Here is a 26,988-nt window from a genome sequence, read left to right as displayed (position 1 = left end):
TGTAGTCTTTTTATAAATAACGCAGAATGTAGAAAGCTTAGTTTATATAAAAAATTAACTGAATAAATAATAAGTTAATCATAAAATATGAATATTCTCGGAGAAATAATAATGAATAAACTTTATAAGATAATCATCATAATACTATTGTTCATCCCAAATAATGCTAGCACTACACCTATAGGTGCAAAATTCCCTATATTTGACCTACGAATACCGAGAATGTTTTATCCTATTGGGGCGACAAGCACTATAAAAATTTATAATAGTCCTATGGATAATAAAGAGTGGATTGCAGAATCCTTAAATAGTAATCTATCAGTATTAGATTTTGAAAAATATACAGCAACTGTTGAATTTTATAACGCTAATGAAGCAACAGAACAACAAAAATCAATAGAAGATTTTGTAAAAATTTCTCCTAATCATCCAATATTCATTAAAGGAAACAAAATACCAAGTAGCAAAGAGTGCTATTCACCTTATCCAGTAAATGAATGTGATACCAATGAGTTTTTTAATATTATTGTAAAAGGTGAAGGTATTTATAAATTAACAATTAAATATGAAAGTGTAGCTTTCAGAATTCTAGGAGAACAAATAAAAGGAGAAGCAATTCCAGATGAGGATGCTACAGAAGAACAAACTTTGATGATTATTGCAAAGGATGGTGTATATGCGATCTTTGATTATCAAAATGGTCTTGAATCAAATATGGAATTGTTTAATTCAAAAATCATTTTGACGTATAAGCAATTATTAAACATAAAGTAGTTTTCATAAAAAAGCCCAATCAACATTGGGCTTCTTTGATTCTAATGTCTGAATAAAATTACTTACTCAAGCTATCAATTTCACCATCGCGTAACCATTCTGCGATCTGTTTTGTGTAATAGCTTACGATAATATCCGCGCCTGCGCGTTTAAAGCCGATCATTGTTTCTTTAACCACTGCTTTTTCATCCAATGCGCCAGCCAATGCTGCAAATTTAATCGCCGCATATTCACCGCCCACTTGATAAACAGCCACAGGCAAATTCGTTTGTTGACGTAAACGCGCAACCAAATCCAAATATGGTGTGCCTGGTTTAACCATCAAAATATCTGCGCCTTCTGCTTCATCCAATTCAGCTTCGATCATAGCTTGGCGACCATTTGCATAATCTGCTTGATAACCATTACGATTGCCTGATAATTCTGAGTTAACAGCTTCTCTGAATGGGCCATAAAACGCTGATGAGAATTTGATTGCGTGTGCCAAAATGCTCACATGTTCATAGCCTGCTTCATCCAATGCTTCACGAATCGCTGTGATTTGCCCATCCATCATTGCTGATGGTGCTAACATATCCGCGCCAGCCTTTGCAGCTGCAACCGCTTGTTTACCCAAATTCTCAATCGTTTCATCATTGTTCACATGGCCATGTTCACACAAAACGCCACAATGACCATGATCTGTATATTCACAGAAACAGATGTCAGGAATGATGATCATATCTGGCGCTGCTTTACGAATCGTTTTAATCATACGCGCCAACAAACCATCATCATTCCAAGTATCGCTACCGATAGAATCTTTATGATGAGAAATACCAAAAGGCATGATGTATTTAATGCCAAGCGCAGCAAGTTCTTTCACTTCTGCTTCTAGTTGTGACTCAGGATAACGATAAACGCCCGGTAATGTTTTCAACTGAATCGCTTCTTCTAATCCTTCCTCGATGAAAATCGGGTGAATTAAATCGTTCAATGAAAAAAAGTTCTCCTGTACCAATTGACGAATCGCCGTATTACGACGCAAACGACGAGGACGATACAAAGGATTAACGGTTGTCATGTTTTTCTCCTAAAATTTTTGATTTTGTGCACGATGACGAAGTGCATGATCCAACAATGTAATCGCCATCATTGCTTCTGCAATGGGCGTTGCACGAATGCCGACGCAAGGATCATGACGGCCTTTGGTTACTACCGTTACATCCTCGCCATGAATATTTACACTACGTCCTTCTAAACGCAAACTTGATGTTGGCTTCAATGCTATTTTAGCAATAATTGGCTGCCCTGAGGAGATGCCACCCAAAATTCCGCCTACATGATTGCTTAAAAAGCCGTTATCACTTGTAATTTCATCACGGAATTCTGTACCTAAAGCTTTAACACAATCAAAGCCATCACCGATTTCTACGCCTTTCACCGCGTTAATGCTCATGAGTGAATGTGCTAATTCTGCATCCAAGCGATCAAAGATTGGCTCACCGAATCCTGCGGGTACATTTTCAGCAATCACAGTCACTTCTGCACCCACTGAATCACCCGATTTACGAAGTGTATCCATGTAGTTTTCTAAATTTTCTACATCAGCTTCGCATGGCCAAAAGAAAGGATTCGTTTCAATCACTGATTGGTCAAATGCTGTTGGCTTGTTTGGACCCAATTGTGATAAATAGCCAAAAATTTTCACGCCAAATTGCTCTGCCAATACTTTCTTGGCAATTGCACCCGCTGCTACGCGCATCGCAGTTTCACGCGCGCTAGAACGACCGCCACCGCGATAATCACGAATGCCATATTTAGCATGATAAGTATAATCTGCATGCCCTGGTCTAAATTGATCAGCAATATTACCGTAATCTTTAGAGCGCTGATCTTCATTGCGAATCAATAAAGCAATTGCTGTACCTGTTGTTTTACCTTCAAAAACACCTGATAAAATCTCCACCAAATCTGCTTCACGGCGCTGAGTTGTATGGCGTGAAGTACCTGGTTTACGGCGATCCAAATCAAATTGTAAATCTTCCGCTGTTAATTCAATATTTGGCGGGCAACCATCAATGATGGCAACCAATCCTGGGCCATGGCTTTCGCCAGCCGTTGTAACGGTAAATAATCTACCAATGCTGTTTCCTGACATAATGACCTTCTAATCTAAAAAATTCTTATCTACGCATCGCGATGGCAATGCGGTTCATTGCGTTCATATTACTGATGATCATTGTCATATCACTGATCTGAACATCGCTATAAAATGCCTTCACTAATGCAAAATCTTCATCTGGCACATGGGTTTGGCTAATATTCGTCAAACTATCTGCCCAGTGTAATGCCACACGTTGTTCTTCGCTGAATTGACGACTACATTGCCATGCAGCAACTTCCTGAATGAATCTATCAGTCATTGACAATTTCTTCAATTCTTCTGAATGCGCATGCACACAATAGCTACAGCCATTGACCAAAGAAACACGCAACTCCAACAAAGCAATCATGACATGATCGATGTTTTCACTCTCTGCAACAGCTTGCTTCACTTGCACAAAGCCTGCAAATGCTTCTTTGGATAATGCCACATAATGTAAACGCTGTTCATTCATGATCATGCTCCTTTCTGTAATATCCAGTTTTTACCTTCCACCATTCGAGTGATCAACATAGCACATACATTGTTGCCTGTGGAGTTCAAAAGCGTCGCAGGGATATCGATAATAATACTAATCACTAAAATAATGCCAACATATTCAACAGGCACGCCAAATAAAGTACAAATCAATACCTCCGCTGTCATTCCGCCACTTGGAATTGCACCAATCACAATGCCCACTAAAAGTGCCACAACAACGATGGCTAAAAACATCATCGGTGTATCAAATGTAATGCCCACCAATGTTAATAAAAACATGATTTTAAAAACGCCGCCCATGACAGAACCATCTTTATGTGTGTTTGCACCCAATGGAATGACGGTTTCCGCAATGTCATTAGGTACATTCATCTGCTTAGTTGCGATTAAATTCACAGGAATACAAGCGGCGCTCGATGTGGTTGCAATTGCTGTTAATGCTGGCGTCAATGCTGTTGACCAAAATGCTTTTACGCCTAACTTCCCCGCTGCCAACCAAGCATACAAAGTATTTAAGCCAAAAAAAGCAATCACAGTGAGAATCAAATACAGCACTAATACTTGTGCGTAAGCCCCCACAATTCTCGGACCCAACTCACCAACAATGTCTGCAAAATAACAGCCCAAGCCAACTGGCGCGGCATACATGATGATTTTAACGAGCTTCAACACAACTTCCATGCCAGATTCTAATAAAGTCGCGATAGGTTTCGCTTTTTCACCCACTAATACAATCGCAATCCCTAGAAATAGAGAAAAAATGATCAAAGCTAATAGATTATTTCGTCTGAATAGATCTAAAAAATCACTCGCTGTCAAAGTTCTGACAAACATTTCACTCAAGCTCACAGGCTGAACATCCACGGCTTTGCCTGATAATGTCATTAATTCTTGTAAGTTAAAACCTTTAACAGGCTCATACCATAAAAAACCAAAATAGCTGATGACGGCAATGATCGCCGCAGTGCCGACAAATACAAATAACGCGCTCAATAATATTTTTCTTAATCGTGCAGTTTGATTCGTTTTTGTAATGGACGATGTAATGCTGAAAAATACAAGCGGCACAATAGTGACGAACATCATATTCAAGAATATTTGCCCGATCGGTTTAAAAGATGATGAACTTAATTGCCAATCTTGGCCAAATAACGCAAATGAAATACCTTCAGGCCCCAGCAGATAACCGATCATACCACCAATCACAATGCCGATGATAATGGTCAAAGATGAGAGATAATTTTTAAGAAATGTCATAAATTACATCTTATTTAGAGTGAGAAATAAAAACGGTAAAAAAAAGCACACTGACCAAAGTATAATGGAAAGTGTGCTCGATGTTTCATTTAAAATTTACTGTTCTACAATATGTAGATCAAACTCATCATGTAATACACGAACAGCCAATTCAGCATATTTGCTTTCAATGATCACAGATACTTTAATTTCTGATGTTGAAATCATCAAAATATTAATCTCTTCATTTGCCAAAGCATGGAACATTCTGCTTGCAACGCCGCTATTTGAACGCATGCCAACACCAACGATTGATAATTTAGCAATATCTGTACGGCCAAAGACTTGTCTTGCATTCATTGAGTTTGCAACATCTTGAGTGATCATCAATGCACGATCATAATCTGGTGCATTCACTGTGAAAGTGAAATCTGTTGTGCCATCTTCGCTAATATTTTGCACAATCAAGTCAACATCAATATTTTCTTTGCCGATCGCATCCAAAATATTAAACGCAATGCCTGGAGTATCAGGTACGCCTAAAACTGTAATTTGTGTTTCGTCACGGTTCAGCGCAATGCCAGTAATGATATCAGATTCCACGTAATGTTCCTTCTCTTCAAACGTAATTAATGTGCCTTCCCCTGGTTCTTCTAATAATGAAGATAATACACGCAGAGGAACGTTATATTTTCCTGCTAATTCTACTGAGCGAATTTGTAATACTTTTGACCCTAAGCTTGCCAATTCAAGCATCTCTTCAAAAGTGATCGTATCTAACTTTCTCGCTTTCTTTTCAATTCTTGGGTCTGTTGTATAAACGCCATCAACATCCGTATAAATTTGGCATTCATCTGCTTTAAATTGCGCGGCCAATGCAACGGCTGTTGTATCTGATCCACCACGGCCTAAAGTCGTGATATCACCTGCTGCTGTTACGCCTTGGAAACCAGCAACAACAACGACATAACCTTCATCCAAATCTTTGCGGATTCTATCTTCCACAATGCTTTCGATTCTTGCTTTCGTGTGTACGCTATTGGTCATAATCCCAGCTTGAGCACCTGTGTAAGACTTTGCCTTAATGCCCATTGCATTCAATGTCATACTCAATAAAGCAACTGTTACTTGTTCTCCCGTAGATAAGATAACATCCATCTCACGCTGATTAGGAAACTGGTCAATAGATTTAGCTAAATTGAGTAAGCGATCTGTTTCACCAGACATTGCTGATAAAACGATTATGAGATCATCCCCCTTGTCTTTGAATTTTTTGATTTTATTAGCAACGTTACGAATTCTTTCAAGGTTTGCGACCGATGACCCACCAAATTTTTGCACTAATAAACTCATAAAGATCTCTACTCTAAAATATATAATTTCACAAAATGATAAATAAACCCGCTGTGTAAAATACGCAACCTTAGCAAAATAGCAATTACAAAATACAAATTCAATGATTTTTTAATCACGAATGTCAGTAATTGCAAAATTACCCATTTTTTCTGAATGTAAATAGCTCAACAATGCAGCTGCTGTCGATTCTGGTGAGCTTAATTTGCCTGTATTTTTGTAATCAATGAATCGATCAACATTGGGGAAATATTCTTCTGAATGACTACGGATTGTGGATTGCATATCTGTATCAATAATGCCAGGAGCAATCGAAGTTGCTTTCACTGGATTTGCTTTAGTAGATTGCTCTTTCATAAGCACTTCTGTGAAACGATCAACCGCTGCTTTCGTTGCACAATAAACGCCCCAACCTTCGTAAGCATTACGTCCTGCGCCTGATGAAATGTTCATCACAAATTTTTGACCATCGAAATTATCTGTCAACTCAACAAATGCACTTGTTAAGGCAATCACAGCACCAACATTGAGCATCAAAGCTTGTGATAATTGGCTACCATTGATTTTACCGACAACGCCCATTGGTTCAACCGTGCCAGCATTATTGATCAAAGTGACAGATTTTGCTGTAACTAAGCGAGGATTCAACCAATCAGTTATCACTTTAACGCTTGCTGTTTCATCCGTTAAATCCACAGTGATTAAGTTTGGTAATGTTTTAGGATTGGTACGTGCTAAGCGTAACACTTCATTATTGCTATCTTGCTCTAATTGATTAGCTAAAGCTTCACCAATACCTTTGGATGCACCTGTGATGATGTATAACGCTGTCATAGTCATTCTCCCTAAAAAGAATGACTATAGCTAAGAATTTTAAGGTTTACAAATCGGTCAATTGATCCTGCAATGAATTATTTCTTCATGATCTCTTGGCATTCTTTGGAAAGCTCTTGCTTGCTGTCAGCAGCGGCTTGACATTGATTAACTTTATCGATGTATTCCTTGGTTTGCTCATTCATTTCAGCCTCTACAATGCTATTTTTAGTTATAAAAAACTGCATCCCAAAGCCAATGATCATAATCACGATGATTAAAATAATCGCAGGCAAAGCTTTTTTATTAATCTTTTTCATAATATTTCAACACTATTTATTATAAGAGATTTGAACATAGCGCTTAATCATACTACTGTCAATTGCTCATCGCTCATAATTCGTCCTTTAATTTCTTTGCTATTCTTCGTAACATTTATAGTCTTTTTCAAATTACATTGGATTTTATCATGGAACGCAAACCCAACTATTTTTACCTATCTGCTGCGATGATCATTGATGGTAATGATCGTTTATTACTGGTTCGTAAGCGTAATACAGTCAAATTCATGTTGCCAGGTGGAAAAATAGATCAAGGTGAAAGCGCCATTGAAGCATTAATCCGTGAATTACAGGAAGAGATTGATCTCAATATTCAAGAAAGTGATGCAACTTTCATTCAAGAATATGAAGCAGCTGCTGCTAATGAGCCTGATTACAGAATTCAATCACAATTATTTCAAGTGATACTACCTGCCAATACAATCATCGAGCCACAAGCAGAAATTGAAGAGATCGTTTGGTTAGAGCCTAATCACATTCCTGCCCTAAAATTTGCACCGTTAGTGGAAGAGAAAATCCTACCGTTGTGGCAAGATTTCTTAGATAAAAAAAGATAATCACAATCGTAAAATATATCTCCGTGTAATCAGCACCGTTTTCTCCTATAATAGTATTATTTGCACGGAGACTTAAAAATGTCAGATACAGGTATCAATTTCACAGATTCAGCAGCGTTGAAAGTTAAATCATTGATTGATGATGAAGCGAATCCAAACTTGATGTTGCGCGTGTACATTCAAGGTGGCGGCTGTTCTGGTTTCCAATATGGCTTCACATTTGCAGAGGAAGTTGAAGCAGGTGATGTTGAAGTTGAAAATCAAGGCGTAAAATTATTGGTAGATCCTTTGAGTTATCAATATCTTGTTGGCGCGGACATCGATTACGTTCAGAACTTACAAGGCGAGCAATTCGTGATTCGCAATCCAAACGCAACAACAACTTGTGGTTGTGGCAATTCATTCAGCGCTTAATTAACCATTAGTTCAGTCATTCGGAGATCATAAAAGTATGGCACTGTTAGTCAACTGGTTTACGCTCGGCATTATTTTAATCATTTTAGAAATGCTATTGCCAGGCATGTTTTTAATGTGGTTTGGCGTCAGTGCTTTAATCGTTGGTCTCATTACGCTTATATTTTCCATGAGTATGAATGCTGAACTCATTCTCTTTGCCATCACCTCTGTATTATCTGTCATTGCAGTCATTGTGATCATGCGTAGAGCATCCCCAACACGTGATTCTGATTTAATCGGGGCAACATTCACATTAGATTCAGCTGTAACCAATCATCAAGGTCAATTGAATATCGGTGATTCTGTTTGGCTCATCAAAGGACCTGATGCAGAGGCAGGCACTAACATTGCAATCACTGCCATCGAAAATAATACTTTAGTATTTAAAATTATCGAATAATGACTTTTAAATCCATGAATAACCAATCTTTACAGCCAATAATGCGCCACTGGCGCATTATCTTTTTCCTATGGATTATTTTAACCGCATTAAGCAGCGGTTTTGGGCTAAGCTCGATAGTAATATCGCCCTTGCATCCGCTCTATTTTGTATTGATTGCAATTTTACCTTCTACGCTGTTTTTGATCATATCTCTGATCACAGCCCACTCATTTTTCAGCCAACTCTTTATTGGATTGAAAAACCTCATTTTTAAAAATGATTCACCCTATCAACCCACTCAAGGCTTACCAGTACGTTATATTGTGCAGTTAATTTCCAATACAACGTGGATCACTATTTTACTCACAAGCCTTGTTGTACTATTTTTCAAATTCACATTTCAACACTTTGATTTTTATCTTGGCAATACTTTTACTGAAAGCCGAGACATTACAGAAATTATTATTCGCTATTTAAACTTTATCCCAGAAAAATTGGGCTTCATACAGTTTGATTACAAGCTCATAGAAGCAAGCTTTATAAAAGGCTCATTAGATGATGTCGCAAGATCAATGTGGGCGAAATGGATCATCATCATGATTCTATTTCATGGTTTATTACCAAGACTTTTAGTCTTAGCCTATTATGCTGTTCGCAGTGTATTATATTCACCGCCCAAAGCCATCATCAGCCAAACAGCCATTTTAGATAAAGCAGAAGAGAAACCTTTGGTCATTCGCGCGCCGAAAGTCGCATTCAAAGGCAGAGATTCGTATCAAGTCGCGGTTGATATTACCGACCAAATTCGTTTAAGTCCTGATGTTATTAAACTCAACGACATCGAATCATTCCAACAATTTGAACTGAAACATAAAGCAGAGCCCATTGATACGATAGAGATATTTTTAGATGGCAATTTAATGCCTGATCGCGGTTTATTAAGACGCGTGATCCGCCTATTAAACTTAGCAGAACATGCAACCATTCATGTTTTAACACAGGATGATTATCAAAAATCCATGTGGCAAAAACACTTATCATCCATTCTAGTGGAAGGCGAAAGCGCAAACTATGAAATCAAATAACATCACTGTTGCCATTGTCGGGCATACAAATACTGGTAAAACATCGCTAGTTAGAGCTTTAACACGCCAAAGAAATTTTGGTGATGTTAAAAATGCACCCGCCACAACAATTGATGTAACCAATATTTCACTACAATCGGCGGATTTCACTTTTAACTTTGTGGATACACCAGGCATTGAAGATGCCATGAGCATTTTGGAGTTAATGCCGAGCACTTCCCTACAAACTTCCAAATCCGATGAAAAGCAAGCTTTACTAAAGATCATGCAAGATCCTCACAATCAAGCAGATTTTGATCAAGAATTTAAAGTCCTGAATCAAATGCTCAAAAGTGATATTGCTTTTTATGTGATAGATGTGCGCCAACCTTTTTTGCCCCGTTATCATTATGAACTATTGCTCTTACTGAAAACGCACATTCCCATTCTACCCATTTTAAACTTCACACAAAATGCGACATATATTGATGATTGGAAACGTGAATTAAAAGCCAATGGATTGCATCATTATTTAGAGTTTGACACGATTATTCTACCAAGAAAACAGCGATTATATGAACAAATTGCCATTATGTTTCCTGAGCATTATCAAAACATTCAATCCTTTATTCAAGCACAAAGTGATTTAGATGATGAACGCATGCGACAAGCCTTCACACTATTGGCAAACTTCTATTTTGATTTAATGACATTGCGCGTCAAAGCCGATACTAAGCAAGTTGACACACAAAATATCAATGCACAAATCGCAACTGCGATCATGAAAATTGAAAAGAGATTCATCGATCAACTATTGGATCTTTATAATTTTAATCATGAAGATATTCAATACATCACCTTGCATACCGAAGCCAATGCCACAACTCAAGACATGTTCACTTTAGATGAATTTGGGCAATTCTCTTTGCAATTTGGCAAAGGTGCAGCCGCGGGTGCAACAATGATGGTGGGCGTTGATTTAATGAGCGGCATGACAACACTCGGCATTGCTTCCGCAACTGGCGCTGTAATTGGCGGTGTTTTCAGCTCATTATGGAATTATGGCGAGCGCATCGTGGATAAATGGCGTGATATTGAATACTTCTACATTGATCAGCCAACTGCTGTGAAGTTAATGCTGAATCTTTTATACATCATCGAGCGCTTGAATGATCGCTCTCATGCGGATTTAAATCCAATCATCATCAATGATGAAACTGAAAACTCAGCAGATATTACTAACTTCATGAAACAAACTGAGAACCTACGCGCTTATCCTGAATTGCACCAAAAAAGTGATTCTAAAAAGGATAAGCTCTTGCAAAAGGTTGTGAAAGAAATTCAATCTTCTTTTAGTTAAGTCTTAACTTTCTCACAAAAAAGCCTCGTTTCCGAGGCTATTTTTTGAATCTGAGTTTGTGAATTACTTCGCTTTTGGTTGTTTCAAAAGATTAATGTAATCGCTCATGATGTTCACACTTTCATCCAATAAAATATCTGGCGTTGTATCTTTCAACAATTTTGTGTGTGTGCCATCTTCATTTTTATACTGCTCTAATGTTAATGGCTCAAGATCATACATTGCACGGATCTCATTACTACTTTTGAACGAATCATCTTCTTGCTCTTTCAATTCCTTACGGCGCTCATCCAAATTCAATGACAAGGTTTTCACATCCCATAATTCTTGAATTTTATCTCGCTGCTTTTGGAAGATCTTCAATTTATCATCATTCTTCAAGCGCTCATCATGGGCCTTTTGCAATGGTTGAATGTACTCTTGCACTGATTCCATCACCACAAGATCTTTACTTGCAGGAATTTTATCCCAAGGTAAAACATATTTTTCCTTAGATTCACCAATATCCAATGGATTATAAATCTGTGGCAACACAACATCAGGCACAACGCCTTTCTCTTGCGTACTTTCACCATTGGCACGATAGAACATCGCAATCGTTACTTTACTCTGCCCAGGCTTTTCCGATTTTGCCAACCAACCTTCTAATGGCAATAATGATTGCACTGTACCTTTACCAAAAGTTGTACTGCCCACAATCAAACCACGACCTTGATCTTGAATACTGCCTGCAAAAATCTCACTGGCTGAGGCGCTTAAACGATCTGTAATCACCATTAATGGGCCATCATAAATCTTTTTCTCTTGTGTGCTATGTCGCGTATCAATCGAACCATTATAGTTTTTGACTTGTACGACGGTTTTCTTTGGCTCAATGAACAGCGCAGAAAGATTGATCACTTCCTCTAAAGCGCCGCCGCCATTACCACGAAGATCAATGATCAAACCTTCAATTTGATCTTTATCTTGCAGCTCTTTCACCAATTTTTTAATGTCGCGCGTTGTACTTCTAAATTCTTTCTCGCCGCCTTTATTACCTTCAAAATCACTGTAAAAAGTTGGCAATGTGATCACACCAATTTTTTGCGCTTGACCATCTTTTGTCACTGTCTTCACTTCAGATTTTGCGGCTTGCTGTTCAAGCTTCACTTGATCACGCACAATGCGAACGATTTTCTCAGGGCCTTTGCCTTTATTGCTCATCACTTGTAAACGAACAACTGTACCTTTTTTGCCACGAATTTTGTCCACTACGCGATCTAAACGCATACCAACAATGTCAAGAAATTCGCCATCATCACCTTGTGCAACACCCACTAATTGATCACCCAATACTAATTGATTGGTTTGATCCGCAGGTCCGCCTGGTACAACTTCCATGATAGAAATACCATCATCATCTTGACGCAAAACTGTACCAATACCTTGCAATGACAAACTCATATTGATGTTAAAGTTTTCCATTGTGCGATGAGATAAATAACCAGAATGTGGATCAAATGCTAATGCCACAGTATTCATGTAGATTTCAAAAATATCTTCTACATCCACTTGCATTAAACGCTCGTGACGCGTTGCATAGCGTTTTTTCAATTTAGCTTTCGCTTCATCCAATGTTAATTCATCATCAGAAACCAATAAATTCACTAACTCATTTTTAACGCGCTGATACCAAATTTCATCTAACTCTTGAACACTTTTTGCGTAAGGTTCATCTTTGCGATTAATTAAAAGTTCTTCTTTAGTCGTGAAATCAAAATCTCGTTCTAATAACTCATTAACCTTTGTATCTCGCTCATCCAATCTCTGAATCAGCTTATTATACATATCAAAAGGAAAGCTTAATTCCGCTTTCCTGAGATAATCATCAAACAAAAATTTATGCTGATCAAACTGATCAATATCTGATTGCAAAAAATATAATCGCTGAGGATCCAACGAATTTACATACAATGAATAAACACGCTCTGACAATTCATCATCCAACGGAATTTTGCCGTAATGAAATTGAGAAAGCGCAACAGCATTCGCAGAACTGATCCGCTCAAACCGTTTATTAGGCTTAATTTGTGGTAATTGTTTTTCCTGAGCTGTAGATGCAGGAATGGATTGTATTTCCGATGCATTAACATGACCAAAAAGTAAAACTGCAACAACCGACGCAATTACGCCCAATTTTTTTTGTTTAATCATAATTTTTTGTAACCTAATATTTATCAATCTGCTTATCCGTATTTTTTCTCGAAATCAGACATAAATTCACATAAAACTTTAACACCTTCAAGTGGCAATGCATTATAAATACTTGCACGCATACCACCAACAGCGCGATAGCCTTCCAAATTAATCAAGCCATGTTCTTTTGCCTGAGCTAAGAATATGGGATCTAATTCTGGATTTACAATAGTAAACGGAATATTCATACGAGAACGTGCGTTTTTTGTCACAGGGTTATGATAAAAATCACTCGCATCGATAATGTTATATAGCATTGCAGCCTTTTCATTATTGATTCTCTCTATTGCAGAAACACCGCCTTGATTCTCCAACCAAGTTAACACCAAATTAATCATATACATAGAAAATGTTGGTGGCGTATTGATCATAGATAAGTTTTTAGATTGAATTTCATAATTGAATACATCTGATGTTTTAGGATCAGCTTTACCCAATAAATCTTCACGCACAATCACCAATGTTACGCCAGATGGACCAATATTTTTTTGCGCACCCGCATAAATTAAACCAAAATTCGAGACATCAAATTCACGCGATAAAATATTTGAACTCATATCTGCAACAACTGGTGAAAATTCATTCTTAACCGCATAGTTAAATTCAACGCCACTGATTGTTTCATTATCACAATAATGCACAAAAGCACTGTCTTTAGAGAAACGTAACGCGCTTTCTTCTGGTAGTGTATCTTTGGTAGATGCGAGCACATTGATATCTGCATATTTTGCCATCGCTTTCATGGCTTTATTTGACCAATTGCCAGTTTCAATCATGTCGATGCTTGTTTTATTGCCCAATAGATTCAAAGGAATCATTGAAAACTGTGCATACGCACCGCCTTGCAAAAACAATATTTTATAATTTTCTGGAATGTTCAATAATGAACGCACTTTTTGCTCACTTTGAACCATAACTGCTTCAAAATCTTTACTTCTGTGGGAGATTTCCATTACAGAAGCACCTAAACCATTCCAATTCAATAATTCTGCCTGCGCTTGTCTTAATACAGCTTCAGGTAAAGTTGATGGGCCTGCACAAAAATTATAATTACGTTCCATATCCTATCCAGTGTCACAATATTCAACAACAAGCCTAACACTATACCGAAAATAATCTTAATAAATGTAATGATTCAAATAAATCTAACGGGGAATAATTGCCATAGGATTTTACAAAGGTTTCTGATAGAATTAGTGGCTTAATTTTAAATTGGTCATGAGGATTCTAATGTCTTTTAACAACGAGATTCATAACCTTAATCTTGTGCCTATGGTTGTCGAGCAAACAGCTCGTGGCGAACGCTCATTCGATATCTATTCACGTTTATTGAAAGATCGAGTGATCTTTTTGTGTGGCCCTGTCGATGATTACAGCGCAAACGTAATCGTAGCACAAATGCTCTTTTTAGAAGCAGAAAACCCTGATCGTGACATTCATTTATACATCAATTCCCCTGGTGGCTCTGTAACAGCTGGCATGGCGATCTATGACACAATGCAATTCATTAAACCAGATGTTTCAACAATGGTGATTGGTCAAGCTTGTAGCATGGGTGCATTTTTATTGGCAGCAGGTGCTGAAGGCAAGCGTTTATCATTACCTAATTCTCGCGTAATGATTCACCAACCATTGGGTGGCTATCAAGGTCAAGCAACAGACATCGAGATTCATACAAAAGAGATGCTGTACATTAAAGACCGCTTAAATAAGATTATGGCGCACCATACTAAGCAGCCATTGAAGAAAATCGTGAAAGATACAGATCGTGATAATTTTATGAGTGCAGAAGAAGCTCAAAAATATGGTCTTATCGACTCTGTTGTTTCTCACCGTTAATTAAAAGATCAAAATATGACAGACTCTCCGAAGAAAAAAGGAAAAGTATTGCGTTGCTCATTTTGTGACAAATCACAAGATGAAGTATTGAAATTAATTGCTGGTCCAAGTGTTTATATCTGCAATGAATGTATTCATTTGTGCGGCGAGCTCATCACAGAAGAATTTGCTGAAGAGTATCAAAAAAAACCATTACCAAAGCCCAAAGAACTTTATGAGGCTTTGAATGAATATGTTGTTGGCCAAGATTTAGCTAAAAAGACATTAAGTGTTGCTGTTTATAATCACTATAAACGCCTTGAATCTAAGACTGTGCGTAGCGATGTTGAATTAACTAAAAGTAACATTTTATTAATTGGCCCAACGGGCTCTGGTAAAACATTACTCGCAGAAACATTGGCAAAAATGCTCAATGTTCCATTTGCCATTGCAGATGCGACAACTTTAACAGAAGCAGGTTATGTGGGTGAAGATGTTGAAAATATCGTTCAACGTCTATTACAAAATGCAGACTTTGACGTAGAACGCGCTCAAACAGGTATTATCTACGTGGATGAGATTGATAAAATCACTCGCCGCAGCGATAATCCTTCCATTACTCGCGATGTTTCAGGCGAAGGTGTACAGCAAGCTTTATTGAAAATCATTGAAGGCACGGTTGCTGCCGTTTCGCCACAAGGTGGACGCAAACATCCTAATGCGGAATTAATCAATGTTGATACACGTAACATCCTATTCATTTGTGGCGGCGCATTCTCTGGCTTAGAAAAAATCATCAGCATGCGTCAAAATAAAGGCGGCATTGGCTTTACGGCAGCATTGAAAGAGTCAGAAGAAAAACGCAATTTATCTGAATTGTTTGCACAAGTGGAAGCAGAAGATTTAACTAAATATGGTTTAATCCCTGAGTTCATTGGCCGTTTACCTGTGATCGCAACATTAGAAGAGTTAGATGAAGAAGCATTGATCAATATTCTGACTCAACCTAAAAATGCCATCATCAAACAATTTGAGTATCTATTTGAAACTGATGATGTGGAATTAAGCTTCACAGAAGCAGGTTTAAAAGCGATTGCCGAGTTAGCAATTCAACGTAAATTGGGTGCACGAGGGCTACGCAGCATCATTGAATCTACATTATTAGATACAATGTTTGAAGTGCCATCCGAGGAAAATGTTGCTAAAGTGATCATTGATCGCCCACAGATTATAGAAAAAGCAGCACCATTACTCGAATATAAAACCAAAGAATCATCCGCATCAACTACTAAGCGTAAAACTAAACGCACAAAGGCCGCACAATAGTCATGAGTGATCAGTTAACGAACATCCCCCTAATGTCTCTTCGCTTTAGGGGCTTTCTACCCGTTGTTATTGATGTTGAGACTGGTGGTCTTAACCCAAAAAAAGATGCCTTGCTAGAAATAGCCGCTGTATTTTTGGACATTGATAAAGATGGAATGCTGACAACTAGCCATCACGTATCTGCAAATATTGAGCCTGCACCAAACTTGGGCATTAACCCTGAATCCATGAAGATCAATGGCATTAAACTTGACAACCCATTTCGCATGGCAATTTCTGAAAAAGAAGCAATGCAAAAGGTATTTGCAGCTGTCCGCGAAGAGGTTAGAAAACAAGGTTGTACACGTGCAATTTTAGTTGGACACAATGCACACTTTGATTTAGCATTTGTTAATGCAGCCATTGAAAGATGTGACATTAAACGCGCACCATTTCACCCTTTTTCTGTGTTGGATACAGCAAGTTTAAGCGCTTTGGCTTTCGGCCAAACGGTTTTGGCAAAATCCGCCATTGCAGCAGGCATGAAGTGGGATGCGGAAGGCGCGCATTCAGCATTATATGACACACAACAGACAGCAGAACTATTTTGTAAAATATTAAACATGTGGCAAACGCATGTTGGCTTTGATCTACAACAGCCAGTTCTTTAAAAGGATTGATTATGTTTAAACAGTTGATGAACTCTGTCGAGTCTAATCTCGAAGCTTTAGGCGAGGATGCCTGTTTAATCCGAAATGTTTCAATGGGATTAGAGAGAGAAGGTTTACGTGTTAACCAAAATGGCCGCTTGAGCCAAACACCGCATCCCAAAGTACTGGGATCTGCATTAACACATGCCAATATCACCACAGATTTTGCAGAAAATCTTTTAGAGTTCGTCACCAATGTTTATCATTCGCCTGAAGAGTTGTATCAAGCTTTAGACGAAATCCAAGCCTTTACATCTGAAAATCTTGGCGATGAGTTGATTTGGCCAGATTCTATGCCGCCACTGATTAACAACGTCGATGACATTCCGATTGCACAATATGGCACATCCAATGCCGCAAAAATGAAAACTCTGTACCGCACAGGCTTATCTCATCGTTACGGCAAAATGATGCAATCCATCGCGGGCATTCACTTTAATTTTTCGCTAAGTGATGAGTTTTTCCTTGCGCTACAAGCAGCCACAAATAACCAACAATCTCTTGCGGACTTTAAATCAGAACGCTATTTACATTTAATGCGTTCTGTTTCTCGCTTTGGCTTTTTAGTGCCTTATTTCTTTGGTGCATCGCCAATCATGCCAAAAAGCTTCTTGTCAGACAACAATCATCATCAATTTGAGAGATTTGATGATGAAACCGTCTATATCAAAGAGAGCACTTCCCTGCGTTTGTCTGACATTGGTTATAGCAATAATAAATGTAAATTCAGCGTATCGTTCAACTCACTGGAAGATTACATTGCTAACATTGAACACGCCATTTCAACGCCGTGCGACAAAGTCTCTCACATTCCGATTAAGAAAGATGGTGAATATCAACAAATCAATAACCATATTCTACAAATCGAAAATGAATATTATGCAAGCATTCGCCCGAAACAAGTTTTAAAATCTGGTGAAACTTTACTATCTGCATTAAAGCAGCGCGGCATAGGCTATGTAGAATTACGCTCTGTTGACATCATGCCAACAATCCCTACAGGCATTTCGATTGAAACCATTCGCTTCTTGCAGGCTTTCTTAACAACCTGCTTGCTTTCAGATGCCGATCCTTTATGTAAGGCTGAATACGAACAAAATCAGAAAAATCTTGCATTGATTGCAGCAAAAGGTAGAACAGCGGGGCTAACTTTAAATATACGCAATCAAGAACAATCCTTAACAGAATTATTGGATGCAATATTGGAGTGGGTTCTGCCAATCGCTAATATTCTCGGGCCTGAATATAGCGCAACAATTGCACCATTAAAATCGATGATTGTTGATAGCAATTTAACACCATCTGCTAAAATAATTAGTGAGCTGACAGCTTCATCTGTTCAATATAATGAGTACTGTATTGGCAAAGCACTTGAATACAAAAATCATTATCTCTCTGATTCAGTTTTATCAGAACAACAACGTGAAGCATTCAAAATGCTAGCTCAGCAAAGCATCACTCGTCAAAAAGACTTAGAGGCAGAACCTCAAGTGGATTTTGACGAATATTTGTCGAACTATTTTAAGTCCATCTAGGAAATTTTGTAAATGACACCTCTTCCTCCTATCGGTTCTCCGTTTTTATATACCGTTTTCACTATTGCCGTATTGATCATGATCGCTATCGATATGTTTGCCTTAAAACAAACAGGCGATCATAAAGTTAGCGTTAAAGAAGCATTAATGTGGACATTTGTTTGGGTCACAATTGCCTTATTATTTAATGTTTGGTTATATTGGTATTTGGCTCACGGCGATTTCCCAGAACTTAATTTGACTGCTGAAGCGCAACAAGCAATGGCGGTAGAAGCATCCATGGACTACTTAACAGGTTATGTCCTAGAGAAATCACTCTCCATTGATAATATTTTCGTATTCTTATTAATTTTCAGTTTCTTTAAGATCCCAGCTAAATTCCAACGCCGTGTATTGGTTTACGGAATATTTGCAGCGATCATACTTCGCGTGATCATGGTATTGATCGGTGCGACATTAATTGCTCAATTTGAATGGATTTTATATGTCTTTGGTGCATTCTTGGTTTACACAGGGATCACAATGTTTAAAAAGCATGATGAAGCGGAAGATCTAAACCAAAAATGGTTCATTCGTTTCATAAAAACTAAAATGAAATTCACAGATAAATTAGATGCTGAGCACTTTTTCACAGTGCAAAATGGCGTTCGTTATGGCACGCCATTATTATTGACGCTGATTGTCATCACAATCTCTGACATTATTTTTGCCGTTGACTCTGTGCCCGCAATTTTTGCAATCACAAAAGACCCATTCATCGTAATGACATCTAACGTATTTGCAATCTTAGGCTTACGTGCAATGTATTTCTTATTAGCAGATATGGCAGATCGCTTTGCCTTCTTGCAATATGGATTGGCAACAATTTTAGTATTCATTGGTTGTAAAATGTTACTACTTGCCTTTGACTACCACATCCCAACCATCATTTCTCTTTCAGTGGTATTAGTTGTGTTAGTAGGTTCAGTATTAGTATCCCTAGCATCCAAACCAAAAGCACAATAAAAAAACAAGCCTCACTACAAATGTAGATGAGGCTTTTTAAATTCAAAACTGTATTATTTCTAGGAGTTTTCCAATGTTAGAGCGATTATTTAAGCTGAAAGAACATAAAACCAATGTTCAAACAGAAGCTATAGGCGGTATGACGACATTCTTAGCAATGTCTTATATCATCTTTGTCAATCCGATTATTTTATCTAGTACTGGCATGGATAAAGGCTCGGTCTTTGTGGCAACATGTATTGCAGCTGCACTCGGCACATTCATCATGGCTTTCTTGGCAAACTATCCTATTGCTGTAGCACCTGGCATGGGTTTAAATGCTTTCTTCGCTTTCACAATCGTTGCAACAATGGGCTTCACATGGCAACAAGCTTTAGGCGGTGTATTTGTATCTGGCGTCATCTTTTTAATCTTAACCGCCACGGGACTGCGAACTTGGATCATTGAAGGCATTCCAAAATCTTTGCGAGCATCCATCGCTGCGGGCATTGGTTTATTCTTAGCATTCATCGGCTTACAAACTTCAGGCTTAGTGGTTGACAATCCTGCAACGCTAGTACAGCTCGGTTCATTGGCAAATGCCTCCACACTGTTTTGCGTATTAGGCTTCTTAATCATCGCGGTATTGGATGCATTGAAAGTTAAAGGCGCAATCTTAATTGGCATCTTAGCCGTTTCAGTACTAAGCATTTTAACTGGTAACACTGTATTCACTGGCGTTGTTTCTATGCCACCATCAATCGCACCAACATTTTTCCAGATTGATTTCAGCAAAGTATTGGAAGCTGGATTCTTACAAATTATCTTAACGTTAGTATTGGTGGAATTATTCGATGCAACTGGCGTATTAATCGGCGTTGCAAAACGCGCTCACATCTTGGATGACACATCTCCAGAAAATAAAAAACGTTTTTCTCGCGCACTATTTGCGGATAGCACATCAATCTTAGCAGGCAGTATGTTGGGTACAAGCTCTGTCACTGCTTATGTTGAAAGTGCATCAGGTGTACAAGCGGGCGGCCGCACAGGCTTAACAAGTGCAACAGTTGGCTTATTATTCTTAGCAGCTTTATTCTTCTCTCCACTGTTAACGGCTGTACCTGCTTATGCAACTGCTCCAGCATTGATCTACTTGGCTTGTATCATGTTGCGTGAATTAACAGAAGTTGAGTGGGATGACTTAACCAATGCAATTCCTGCTGCATTAATGGCTTTCACAATGGCTTTCACATACTCAATTGCCAATGGCTTTGCTTTCGCATTCATCAGCTACGTTGTATTGAAGGTATTTACAGGTAAATTCAAAGAGGTTCACCCTGCAACTTACATCATTGCGATCTTATTCTTGGTGAAATTCATTTTATCGAACATGGGCCATTGATCTTAAATTTACAGATTAATCTCTCAATCCCGCTAAATTTGGCGGGATTTTTTATATCCTTTACAATATCCTGACAAATACATGAAGCTTTTTTCAACTGATCCTTTACAATGACGAACATTAATCATGTATACATGGATCAACAATGCACAACTACAAAAAAAACTTGCTCATAACATTATTAACTTGCTTCACCCTATCCATAACGAATGCAAAAACAATTAATGTAGAAGTGTCTGATACACAAGAAATTCCCAAGCAAGAATATATCCATGCTGTTGGCACATTACTACCTTTTGAGCGAGTCATTCTTCGCCCAGAGTTATCAGGAAAAATCACATCGATTAACTTTAAAGAAGGTGCAATGGTGCAAAAAGGTGATGCACTCATTAATTTTGATGATCGCCTTGCCAATGCCAAGCTAAAAAATGCTCAAGCAAACCTCATCAATGCACAACAAAATCTTAAAAGACTAGAAGCTTCTCGTGGTAGCGCAAGCGCACAACAATTAGATGCGGCCAAAACTGCAAAACTACAAGCAGAAGCCGATCTTGAAATGGCACAGATTGAAGTGGATCACACAACTTTAACCGCACCATTTAAAGGAAAAATGGGATTAATCAATCAATATGCTGGTAGCTATGTACAAACAGGCAATGATCTGACAACCATTGTTAATACTGAAAAACTCAAATTGGAGTTCAGCTTACCTGAACGCTTGGCTCATACCGTAGAAATCGAGCAGCCTCTACAATTTTCCGTTGATAACTTCCCTAAAAAGAAATTTACAGGTGAAATCTATGCATTAAGCCCTGAAATTGAGCAAGAAGGCAGATCTTTAATTGTTCGCGCTTTATATGACAACCAAGATCAAGGCTTATTACCTGGCATGTTCACAAGAATTTCCCTAGAAATTCCATTGGGTTACAACGTGATCATTGTGCCTGAAGAAGCCATCTTTTCCTCTGAGGGCAAACAATATGTCTACCGTGTCGTAAAAGACAATGATCAATACATTGCAAAACTCACAGAAGTGATCTTAGGTGATCGGTCAAGCTATGCGGTAGAAATCATTCATGGCTTAAAAAACGGCGATCAAGTGGTGAAAGTTGGTCAAGCGCGTATAAATGATGGTTCTATTATCCATCCTATTGAACCTAAATAGCACTGGAGCATCATTATGAGAATTTCTGATATCTCCATCAAACGCCCCGTTTTTGCTATTGTTTTAAATATTCTGATCATTTTATTAGGACTTGTGGGCTTAACGCGCATGAGCATTCGCGAATATCCCAATATCGATCTACCTGTTATCAGTATTCGCACAACTTACAGCGGCGCAAGCCCTGAAATTATCGAAACACAAGTCACTAAAGCCATTGAAGATGCTGTCACAAGCATTGATGGCATTGATTATATGACTTCAATGTCTCGCCGCGGCATGTCTTTTGTCAACATTTCATTCCAACCTAATAAGAATATTGAAGAAGCTGCTAATGATGTGCGCGACAGAGTTTCTCGCGCTAAATATCGACTACCAGATGATGTAGATGAACCCATTATCAATAAAAGTGATTCCGATTCTGATCCAGTGATGATCCTGACGCTCACGAGCGATAAATTATCCTCCATCGACTTAACCAAAATAGTTGAAAATAATATCAAACCGCAAATTGAACTATTAGAAGGCATTTCAACGCTAGAAATTTGGGGCGGACGCGATCCTGTCATGCGTGTTTGGCTCGATCCAGAGAAAATGTCTGCCTTTGACATTGCCATCACAGATATTGAGGCAGCGCTTCGCGCACAAAACGTAGAAATCCCTGCAGGTAGCATCAAAAGTAATGCAAGAGAACTAGCGATTGTTGCCCAAACCGACCTTAATACAGTCGACGAGTTCAGTAATATTATCATTAAAACCACCAATCATGGTGGCACAGGCAATCAACACATTGTTCGCTTAGGTGATTTAGCCAATGTTGAACTTGGTGGAATAGAGGAAACATCACGCCCAAGAATGAACGGAAAACGCGGCGTTGGTGTAGCGGTGATTAAACAATCCATCGCCAATCCTCTGACCATTTCTTCAGCTGTGAGAGATGTTTTACCTTCATTACAAGAGACGTTACCACCAGATGTCCATTTAGAAATCAGTTCAGACAACTCTATTTTCATCAACAAATCTCTACAATCCGTCTATTCAACAATCGTAGAAGCACTAATCTTTGTTGGCATCATCATCTTCTTCTTTTTGCGAGATTGGCGCGCAACCATTGTACCGATGGTAACAGTCCCCATTGCATTAGTGGGCACACTATTTGCAATGTATTTACTCGGATATTCCATCAATACTTTAACCATGCTTGCCTTTGTATTGGCCATCGGCTTAGTGGTGGACGATGCCATTGTCATGTTAGAAAACATTCATAGGCACATCGAAGCAGGATTATCACCCATTCAAGCAGCTTTTGTCGGCTCAAAAGAGATTGGCCTTGCCATCATTGCCATGACAATTACATTAGCAGCTGTATTTCTACCGCTCACTTTCACTGAAGGCCGTATTGGTAAACTCTTCATAGAATTTGCTGTCACGCTTTCAATTGCGGTGATTATCTCAGGTTTTACGGCATTAACGCTTTCCCCCATGATGTGTTCTCGCCTATTAAAACACGATGAAAAAAAAGGCAAACTTTTCAATGCCATTGAAAATATGTTTACATCATTTACCAATGGTTATACAAAATTACTGCGCTGGGTTTTGCCAAAGCCTTTATTAATCATTGGCGGCATGATTTTAACACTGGGCGCCAGCTATTTTCTCTATTCACAATTACCACAAATGTTGGCACCAACGGAGGATCGCGGCTTTATCCGCATTACAGCCATCACGCCAGAAGGCGCAACCGTTGACTTTACAGATCGCTATTTTACAGAAGTGGAAGATCTATTATTAAATGAGTTACCAGATGCCACTGTTTTTGTAGTTTCTGGCGTTGCAGCTGGTGGCATCGGCAACATTACTCTACAAGATTGGGATCTTCGCGATGAATCGCAAATGTCCATCGTCCAAAAACTCAATCAAAAGCTACAGAATATCGCATTAGGATTACGTGTTTTCGCCAGTAACCCACAATCTTTAGGACAAGATAGCCGTGCTAAAGAAGTTGAAGTTGTCATTCGTTCGACAGCCTCATTTGAAGAGCTGGATAAAAATGTCACACAGATTATGGAAATATTAAACAATGATCCTAGGTTGGTCACACCAGACAATAATCTTCGTTTGAATACACCACAATTAGAAGTAGATGTGGATCGTGAGAAACTCGCACTTTTAGGCATTGATGTGAATGCTGTTGGCCGCGCTTTAGAAACAGCCTTAAGCGGACGAAATATTACACGTTTTAAAGAAGGTTCAGAACAATATGATGTATTGGTTCAAGTGGATCCCACCAATCGCAATGAACCAAGCAATCTCAAAAATATTTATGTGCGCTCTGACAAAAACCAAATGATACCACTGTCTAATTTTGTCACCATTCGTGAAACTGTTGCACCACAAAATCTCTATCACTTTAACAAATTAAGATCCGTCACGATTTCTGCCAATTTAGTGGCAGGCGTTTCTCAAGGTGAAGGGATTAATATTGTCGAAAATGCTATTCGCGATGTTATGCCAGATACAATGCTTGATTACACAGGCGGTGCACGTGAATTTAAGAGCTCAGGCAATGCTATGATTGCAATATTCCTATTGGCATTGCTATTCATCTATTTAGTAATGGCAGCACAATTTGAATCATGGATTGATCCTTTCATCATTTTGCTATCTGTACCTTTGGCAGCATTAGGCGCCCTGCTCGCTCTTTATTTAACAGGCAATAGCATGAATATTTATAGCCAAATTGGACTTGTCACTTTAGTTGGCTTAATCACTAAGCATGGGATTCTATTAGTGGAATTTGCTAATCAATTACAAGATGCAGGTAAAGATAAATTTACTGCAATCATTGAATCTGCAAGCTTGCGTTTACGACCAATTTTAATGACAACAGGCGCAATGGTTTTAGGCTCTATTCCATTAGCTTTAGCAACTGGTGCTGGCGCCGAATCACGCTCAACCATTGGCTGGGTAATTGTTGGTGGATTATGTTTGGGAACATTACTCACTGTATTCATCGTGCCTTCAATGTATCTATTGCTGAGCCGCCATAAAAAGCTCATTAATTTTAATCATGAATAAATAACATTATCTTTATCATACAAAATAGCCTCAAAACCGAGGCTATTTTTATGCTTTAAGCTTTCTTGATCTTAATCTCGTAAATGAAAACCAAACATGCTAGAATTCCACAGTTTATCGATAAGTTTTATCTACTAAAGGGAACTCATGTCAGAAGAAGTGATTCGTACCAACTTTATCCGTCAAATCATTGACAACGATTTAAGTACTGGTAAGTATAAAAGCCCATCTGAAGTCCATACTCGTTTTCCACCAGAACCGAATGGCTACCTTCACATTGGGCATGCAAAATCAATTTGTTTAAACTTTGGTATCGCTCAAGATTATCAGGGCCAATGTAACTTACGTTTTGATGATACGAATCCGTGCAAAGAAGAACAAGAGTTCGTTTCTGCCATAAAGGCTGATGTTGAGTGGTTGGGCTTTAAATGGACAGAAGAGTGCTATGCTTCTGATTATTTCCAGCGCTTTTATGATAAAGCTATCTTATTAATCAAAAAAGGTTTGGCATATGTAGATGATTCTTCTGCTGAAGAATTGCGTGCAATGCGCGGCACTTTAACTGAACCTGGTCAAAATTCACCTTACCGTGAACGCTCAATCGAAGAAAACTTAGATCTTTTAGAGCGCATGAAAAAAGGCGAATTCCCTGATGGCTCTAAGATTTTGCGTGCAAAAATTGATATGGCATCCCCAAATATGAATTTGCGTGATCCTGCTTTGTACCGTATCCGCCACGTTGAACATCACCAAACAGGTACAGATTGGTGCATTTATCCTATGTATGACTTTGCACATGCATTGGGCGATGCTTTTGAAGGCATTACACATTCAATTTGTACATTAGAATTTGAAGATCACCGCCCATTATATGATTGGTGTATTGATCATTGTGATATTGAGAAAAAACCTCATCAATATGAATTCTCGCGTTTAAGCTTGCAATACGCCATCACATCTAAACGCAAATTAACGCAATTAGTGACATCTGGCACAGTGAATGGCTGGGATGATCCTCGTATGCCAACAGTTTCTGGCTTACGTCGCCGTGGTTGCCCACCAGAAGCTATCCATTTATTCTGTGAGCGCATTGGTGTCACTAAATCAGAAAACTCCATCGAAATGGAGCAATTTGATCAATGTATGCGTGATATTTTGGATGAAAAAGCAGAGCGCCGCATGGCTGTTTTAGATCCAATTTTAGTGACATTGACAAACTTCAATGAGCACTTGGATTTACAACTACCAAACCATCCTAAGAATGAAGAGTTAGGCAAGCGCACAACGCCTTTCTCTCAGACTTTATACATTGATAAAGCCGACTTTGTATTATCGACTGAAGATAAAAAATTCAAGCGTTTAATCTTAGGTGATTATGTTCGTTTGCGTGGTGCTTACATTATCAAAGCAACAGATTACAAAGCAGATGCCGATGGCAATATCACAGAAGTCATCGCTGAAATCGTACCAGATACTTTAGGTAAAAATGCTGAAGGGATCAAAGCACGCGGCGTTATTCATTGGGTTTCTGCGAAAGATGCAGTGGACGCAAAAGTAAACTGCTATGAAAGATTATTCACAGTGCCACATCCTGATCGTGAAGATGGTGAAATTTTTGATTATGTGAATCCTGATTCATTGATCATCAAAAATGCAAAAGTGGAACCTGTATTGAGTGATGCACCCGCGGAAGTCGCCTATCAATTTGAGCGTGAAGGCTATTTTGCACGCGATCGTAAAGAAGATTCATTGGTTTTCAATCGAGTCGTAACATTAAAAGACAGCTTCGGAAAATAA

At 38.5% G+C, this 26,988-nt stretch carries 24 protein-coding genes; 15 read left to right on the top strand and 9 right to left on the bottom strand.

Translation table 11 applies throughout. From position 1 onward, the window contains the following. The first annotated feature begins 111 nt into the window (after positions 1-111). Positions 112-774: a hypothetical protein gene (locus tag ACA100_RS08195; RefSeq protein ID WP_481077216.1), complete on the top strand. Its 663-nt coding sequence runs from the start codon at positions 112-114 to the stop codon at positions 772-774. Positions 775-832: 58 nt separating this feature from the next. Here the strand turns inward: ACA100_RS08195 and hemB are convergent, their stop codons facing one another. The 7 genes from hemB to ACA100_RS08160 form a co-directional block, all read right to left on the bottom strand. Continuing rightward, positions 833-1,837 (bottom strand): porphobilinogen synthase, encoded by a 1,005-nt coding sequence (gene hemB / locus ACA100_RS08190; RefSeq protein ID WP_481077215.1) that lies wholly within the window; start codon positions 1,835-1,837, stop codon positions 833-835. Positions 1,838-1,846: 9 nt separating this feature from the next. Beyond that, positions 1,847-2,914 carry a chorismate synthase gene (gene aroC, locus ACA100_RS08185; protein ID WP_481077214.1) on the bottom strand — a complete coding sequence of 356 codons (1,068 nt, stop codon included), beginning with the start codon at positions 2,912-2,914 and terminating at the stop codon, positions 1,847-1,849. A gap of 25 nt (positions 2,915-2,939) precedes the next feature. Continuing rightward, positions 2,940-3,374: a carboxymuconolactone decarboxylase family protein gene (locus ACA100_RS08180; protein WP_481077213.1), complete on the bottom strand. Its 435-nt coding sequence runs from the start codon at positions 3,372-3,374 to the stop codon at positions 2,940-2,942. A gap of 2 nt (positions 3,375-3,376) precedes the next feature. After that, positions 3,377-4,657, bottom strand: a complete 1,281-nt coding sequence (locus ACA100_RS08175) for a dicarboxylate/amino acid:cation symporter (protein ID WP_481077212.1) — start codon at positions 4,655-4,657, stop codon at positions 3,377-3,379. Positions 4,658-4,753: 96 nt separating this feature from the next. Then, a complete protein-coding gene (locus tag ACA100_RS08170) occupies positions 4,754-5,989 on the bottom strand; it encodes an aspartate kinase (protein WP_481077211.1) in 1,236 nt (411 codons plus the stop codon). A gap of 111 nt (positions 5,990-6,100) precedes the next feature. Further along, on the bottom strand, positions 6,101-6,823 hold the full coding sequence (locus tag ACA100_RS08165; RefSeq protein ID WP_481077210.1) for an SDR family NAD(P)-dependent oxidoreductase: 723 nt from the start codon (positions 6,821-6,823) through the stop codon (positions 6,101-6,103). Positions 6,824-6,900: 77 nt separating this feature from the next. After that, on the bottom strand, positions 6,901-7,122 hold the full coding sequence (locus tag ACA100_RS08160) for a hypothetical protein (protein ID WP_481077209.1): 222 nt from the start codon (positions 7,120-7,122) through the stop codon (positions 6,901-6,903). A 149-nt stretch (positions 7,123-7,271) separates the two neighbouring features. Between ACA100_RS08160 and ACA100_RS08155 the strand changes: the two genes are divergently transcribed. The 5 genes from ACA100_RS08155 (at position 7,272) to ACA100_RS08135 (ending at position 10,962) form a co-directional block, all read left to right on the top strand. Next, positions 7,272-7,700, top strand: coding sequence for an NUDIX hydrolase (locus ACA100_RS08155; protein WP_481077208.1), 429 nt, complete (start codon positions 7,272-7,274; stop codon positions 7,698-7,700). 78 nt (positions 7,701-7,778) lie between these two features. Continuing rightward, positions 7,779-8,114 (top strand): iron-sulfur cluster insertion protein ErpA, encoded by a 336-nt coding sequence (erpA, locus tag ACA100_RS08150; RefSeq protein ID WP_481077207.1) that lies wholly within the window; start codon positions 7,779-7,781, stop codon positions 8,112-8,114. Between the two features lie 37 nt (positions 8,115-8,151). Continuing rightward, entirely contained in the window at positions 8,152-8,556 is a 405-nt protein-coding gene (locus tag ACA100_RS08145; protein ID WP_481077206.1) for an NfeD family protein, read from the top strand. Between the two features lie 14 nt (positions 8,557-8,570). Continuing rightward, positions 8,571-9,623 (top strand): DUF2868 domain-containing protein, encoded by a 1,053-nt coding sequence (locus tag ACA100_RS08140; RefSeq protein ID WP_481077205.1) that lies wholly within the window; start codon positions 8,571-8,573, stop codon positions 9,621-9,623. Beyond that, a complete protein-coding gene (locus ACA100_RS08135; protein WP_481077204.1) occupies positions 9,610-10,962 on the top strand; it encodes a GTPase/DUF3482 domain-containing protein in 1,353 nt (450 codons plus the stop codon). Before ACA100_RS08140 ends, ACA100_RS08135 begins: the two co-directional genes overlap by 14 nt. Positions 10,963-11,025: 63 nt before the next feature. Here the strand turns inward: ACA100_RS08135 and ACA100_RS08130 are convergent, their stop codons facing one another. Further along, the gene (locus ACA100_RS08130) at positions 11,026-13,155 is read right to left on the bottom strand and encodes a carboxy terminal-processing peptidase (protein ID WP_481077203.1); all 2,130 of its coding nucleotides are present in this window, start codon (positions 13,153-13,155) and stop codon (positions 11,026-11,028) included. Positions 13,156-13,187: 32 nt separating this feature from the next. Continuing rightward, the gene (serC, locus tag ACA100_RS08125; protein WP_481077202.1) at positions 13,188-14,258 is read right to left on the bottom strand and encodes a 3-phosphoserine/phosphohydroxythreonine transaminase; all 1,071 of its coding nucleotides are present in this window, start codon (positions 14,256-14,258) and stop codon (positions 13,188-13,190) included. Between the two features lie 169 nt (positions 14,259-14,427). On the opposite strand from serC, the gene clpP reads away from it, so the two are divergent. The 9 genes from clpP (at position 14,428) to ACA100_RS08080 (ending at position 26,988) form a co-directional block, all read left to right on the top strand. After that, positions 14,428-15,036 carry an ATP-dependent Clp endopeptidase proteolytic subunit ClpP gene (gene clpP, locus ACA100_RS08120; RefSeq protein ID WP_481077201.1) on the top strand — a complete coding sequence of 203 codons (609 nt, stop codon included), beginning with the start codon at positions 14,428-14,430 and terminating at the stop codon, positions 15,034-15,036. Between the two features lie 15 nt (positions 15,037-15,051). After that, entirely contained in the window at positions 15,052-16,341 is a 1,290-nt protein-coding gene (clpX, locus tag ACA100_RS08115) for an ATP-dependent Clp protease ATP-binding subunit ClpX (protein ID WP_481077200.1), read from the top strand. Positions 16,342-16,343: 2 nt separating this feature from the next. Then, positions 16,344-16,991, top strand: a complete 648-nt coding sequence (gene rnt / locus ACA100_RS08110; protein WP_481077199.1) for a ribonuclease T — start codon at positions 16,344-16,346, stop codon at positions 16,989-16,991. Positions 16,992-17,002: 11 nt separating this feature from the next. Then, the gene (gene gshA, locus ACA100_RS08105; protein WP_481077198.1) at positions 17,003-18,565 is read left to right on the top strand and encodes a glutamate--cysteine ligase; all 1,563 of its coding nucleotides are present in this window, start codon (positions 17,003-17,005) and stop codon (positions 18,563-18,565) included. Between the two features lie 12 nt (positions 18,566-18,577). After that, positions 18,578-19,570: a TerC family protein gene (locus ACA100_RS08100; RefSeq protein WP_481077197.1), complete on the top strand. Its 993-nt coding sequence runs from the start codon at positions 18,578-18,580 to the stop codon at positions 19,568-19,570. Between the two features lie 73 nt (positions 19,571-19,643). Further along, a complete protein-coding gene (locus ACA100_RS08095; RefSeq protein ID WP_481077196.1) occupies positions 19,644-20,951 on the top strand; it encodes an NCS2 family permease in 1,308 nt (435 codons plus the stop codon). Positions 20,952-21,096: 145 nt separating this feature from the next. Continuing rightward, complete coding sequence (locus tag ACA100_RS08090) at positions 21,097-22,116, top strand: efflux RND transporter periplasmic adaptor subunit (RefSeq protein ID WP_481077195.1); 1,020 nt, start codon at positions 21,097-21,099, stop codon at positions 22,114-22,116. 15 nt (positions 22,117-22,131) lie between these two features. Continuing rightward, positions 22,132-25,191, top strand: a complete 3,060-nt coding sequence (locus ACA100_RS08085) for an efflux RND transporter permease subunit (protein WP_481077194.1) — start codon at positions 22,132-22,134, stop codon at positions 25,189-25,191. 147 nt (positions 25,192-25,338) lie between these two features. Further along, positions 25,339-26,988, top strand: a complete 1,650-nt coding sequence (locus tag ACA100_RS08080; RefSeq protein ID WP_481077193.1) for a glutamine--tRNA ligase/YqeY domain fusion protein — start codon at positions 25,339-25,341, stop codon at positions 26,986-26,988.

Source organism: Wohlfahrtiimonas sp. XWW7 (genome assembly GCF_056716055.1).
This window is presented reverse-complemented; position numbering and strand designations above follow the sequence as displayed.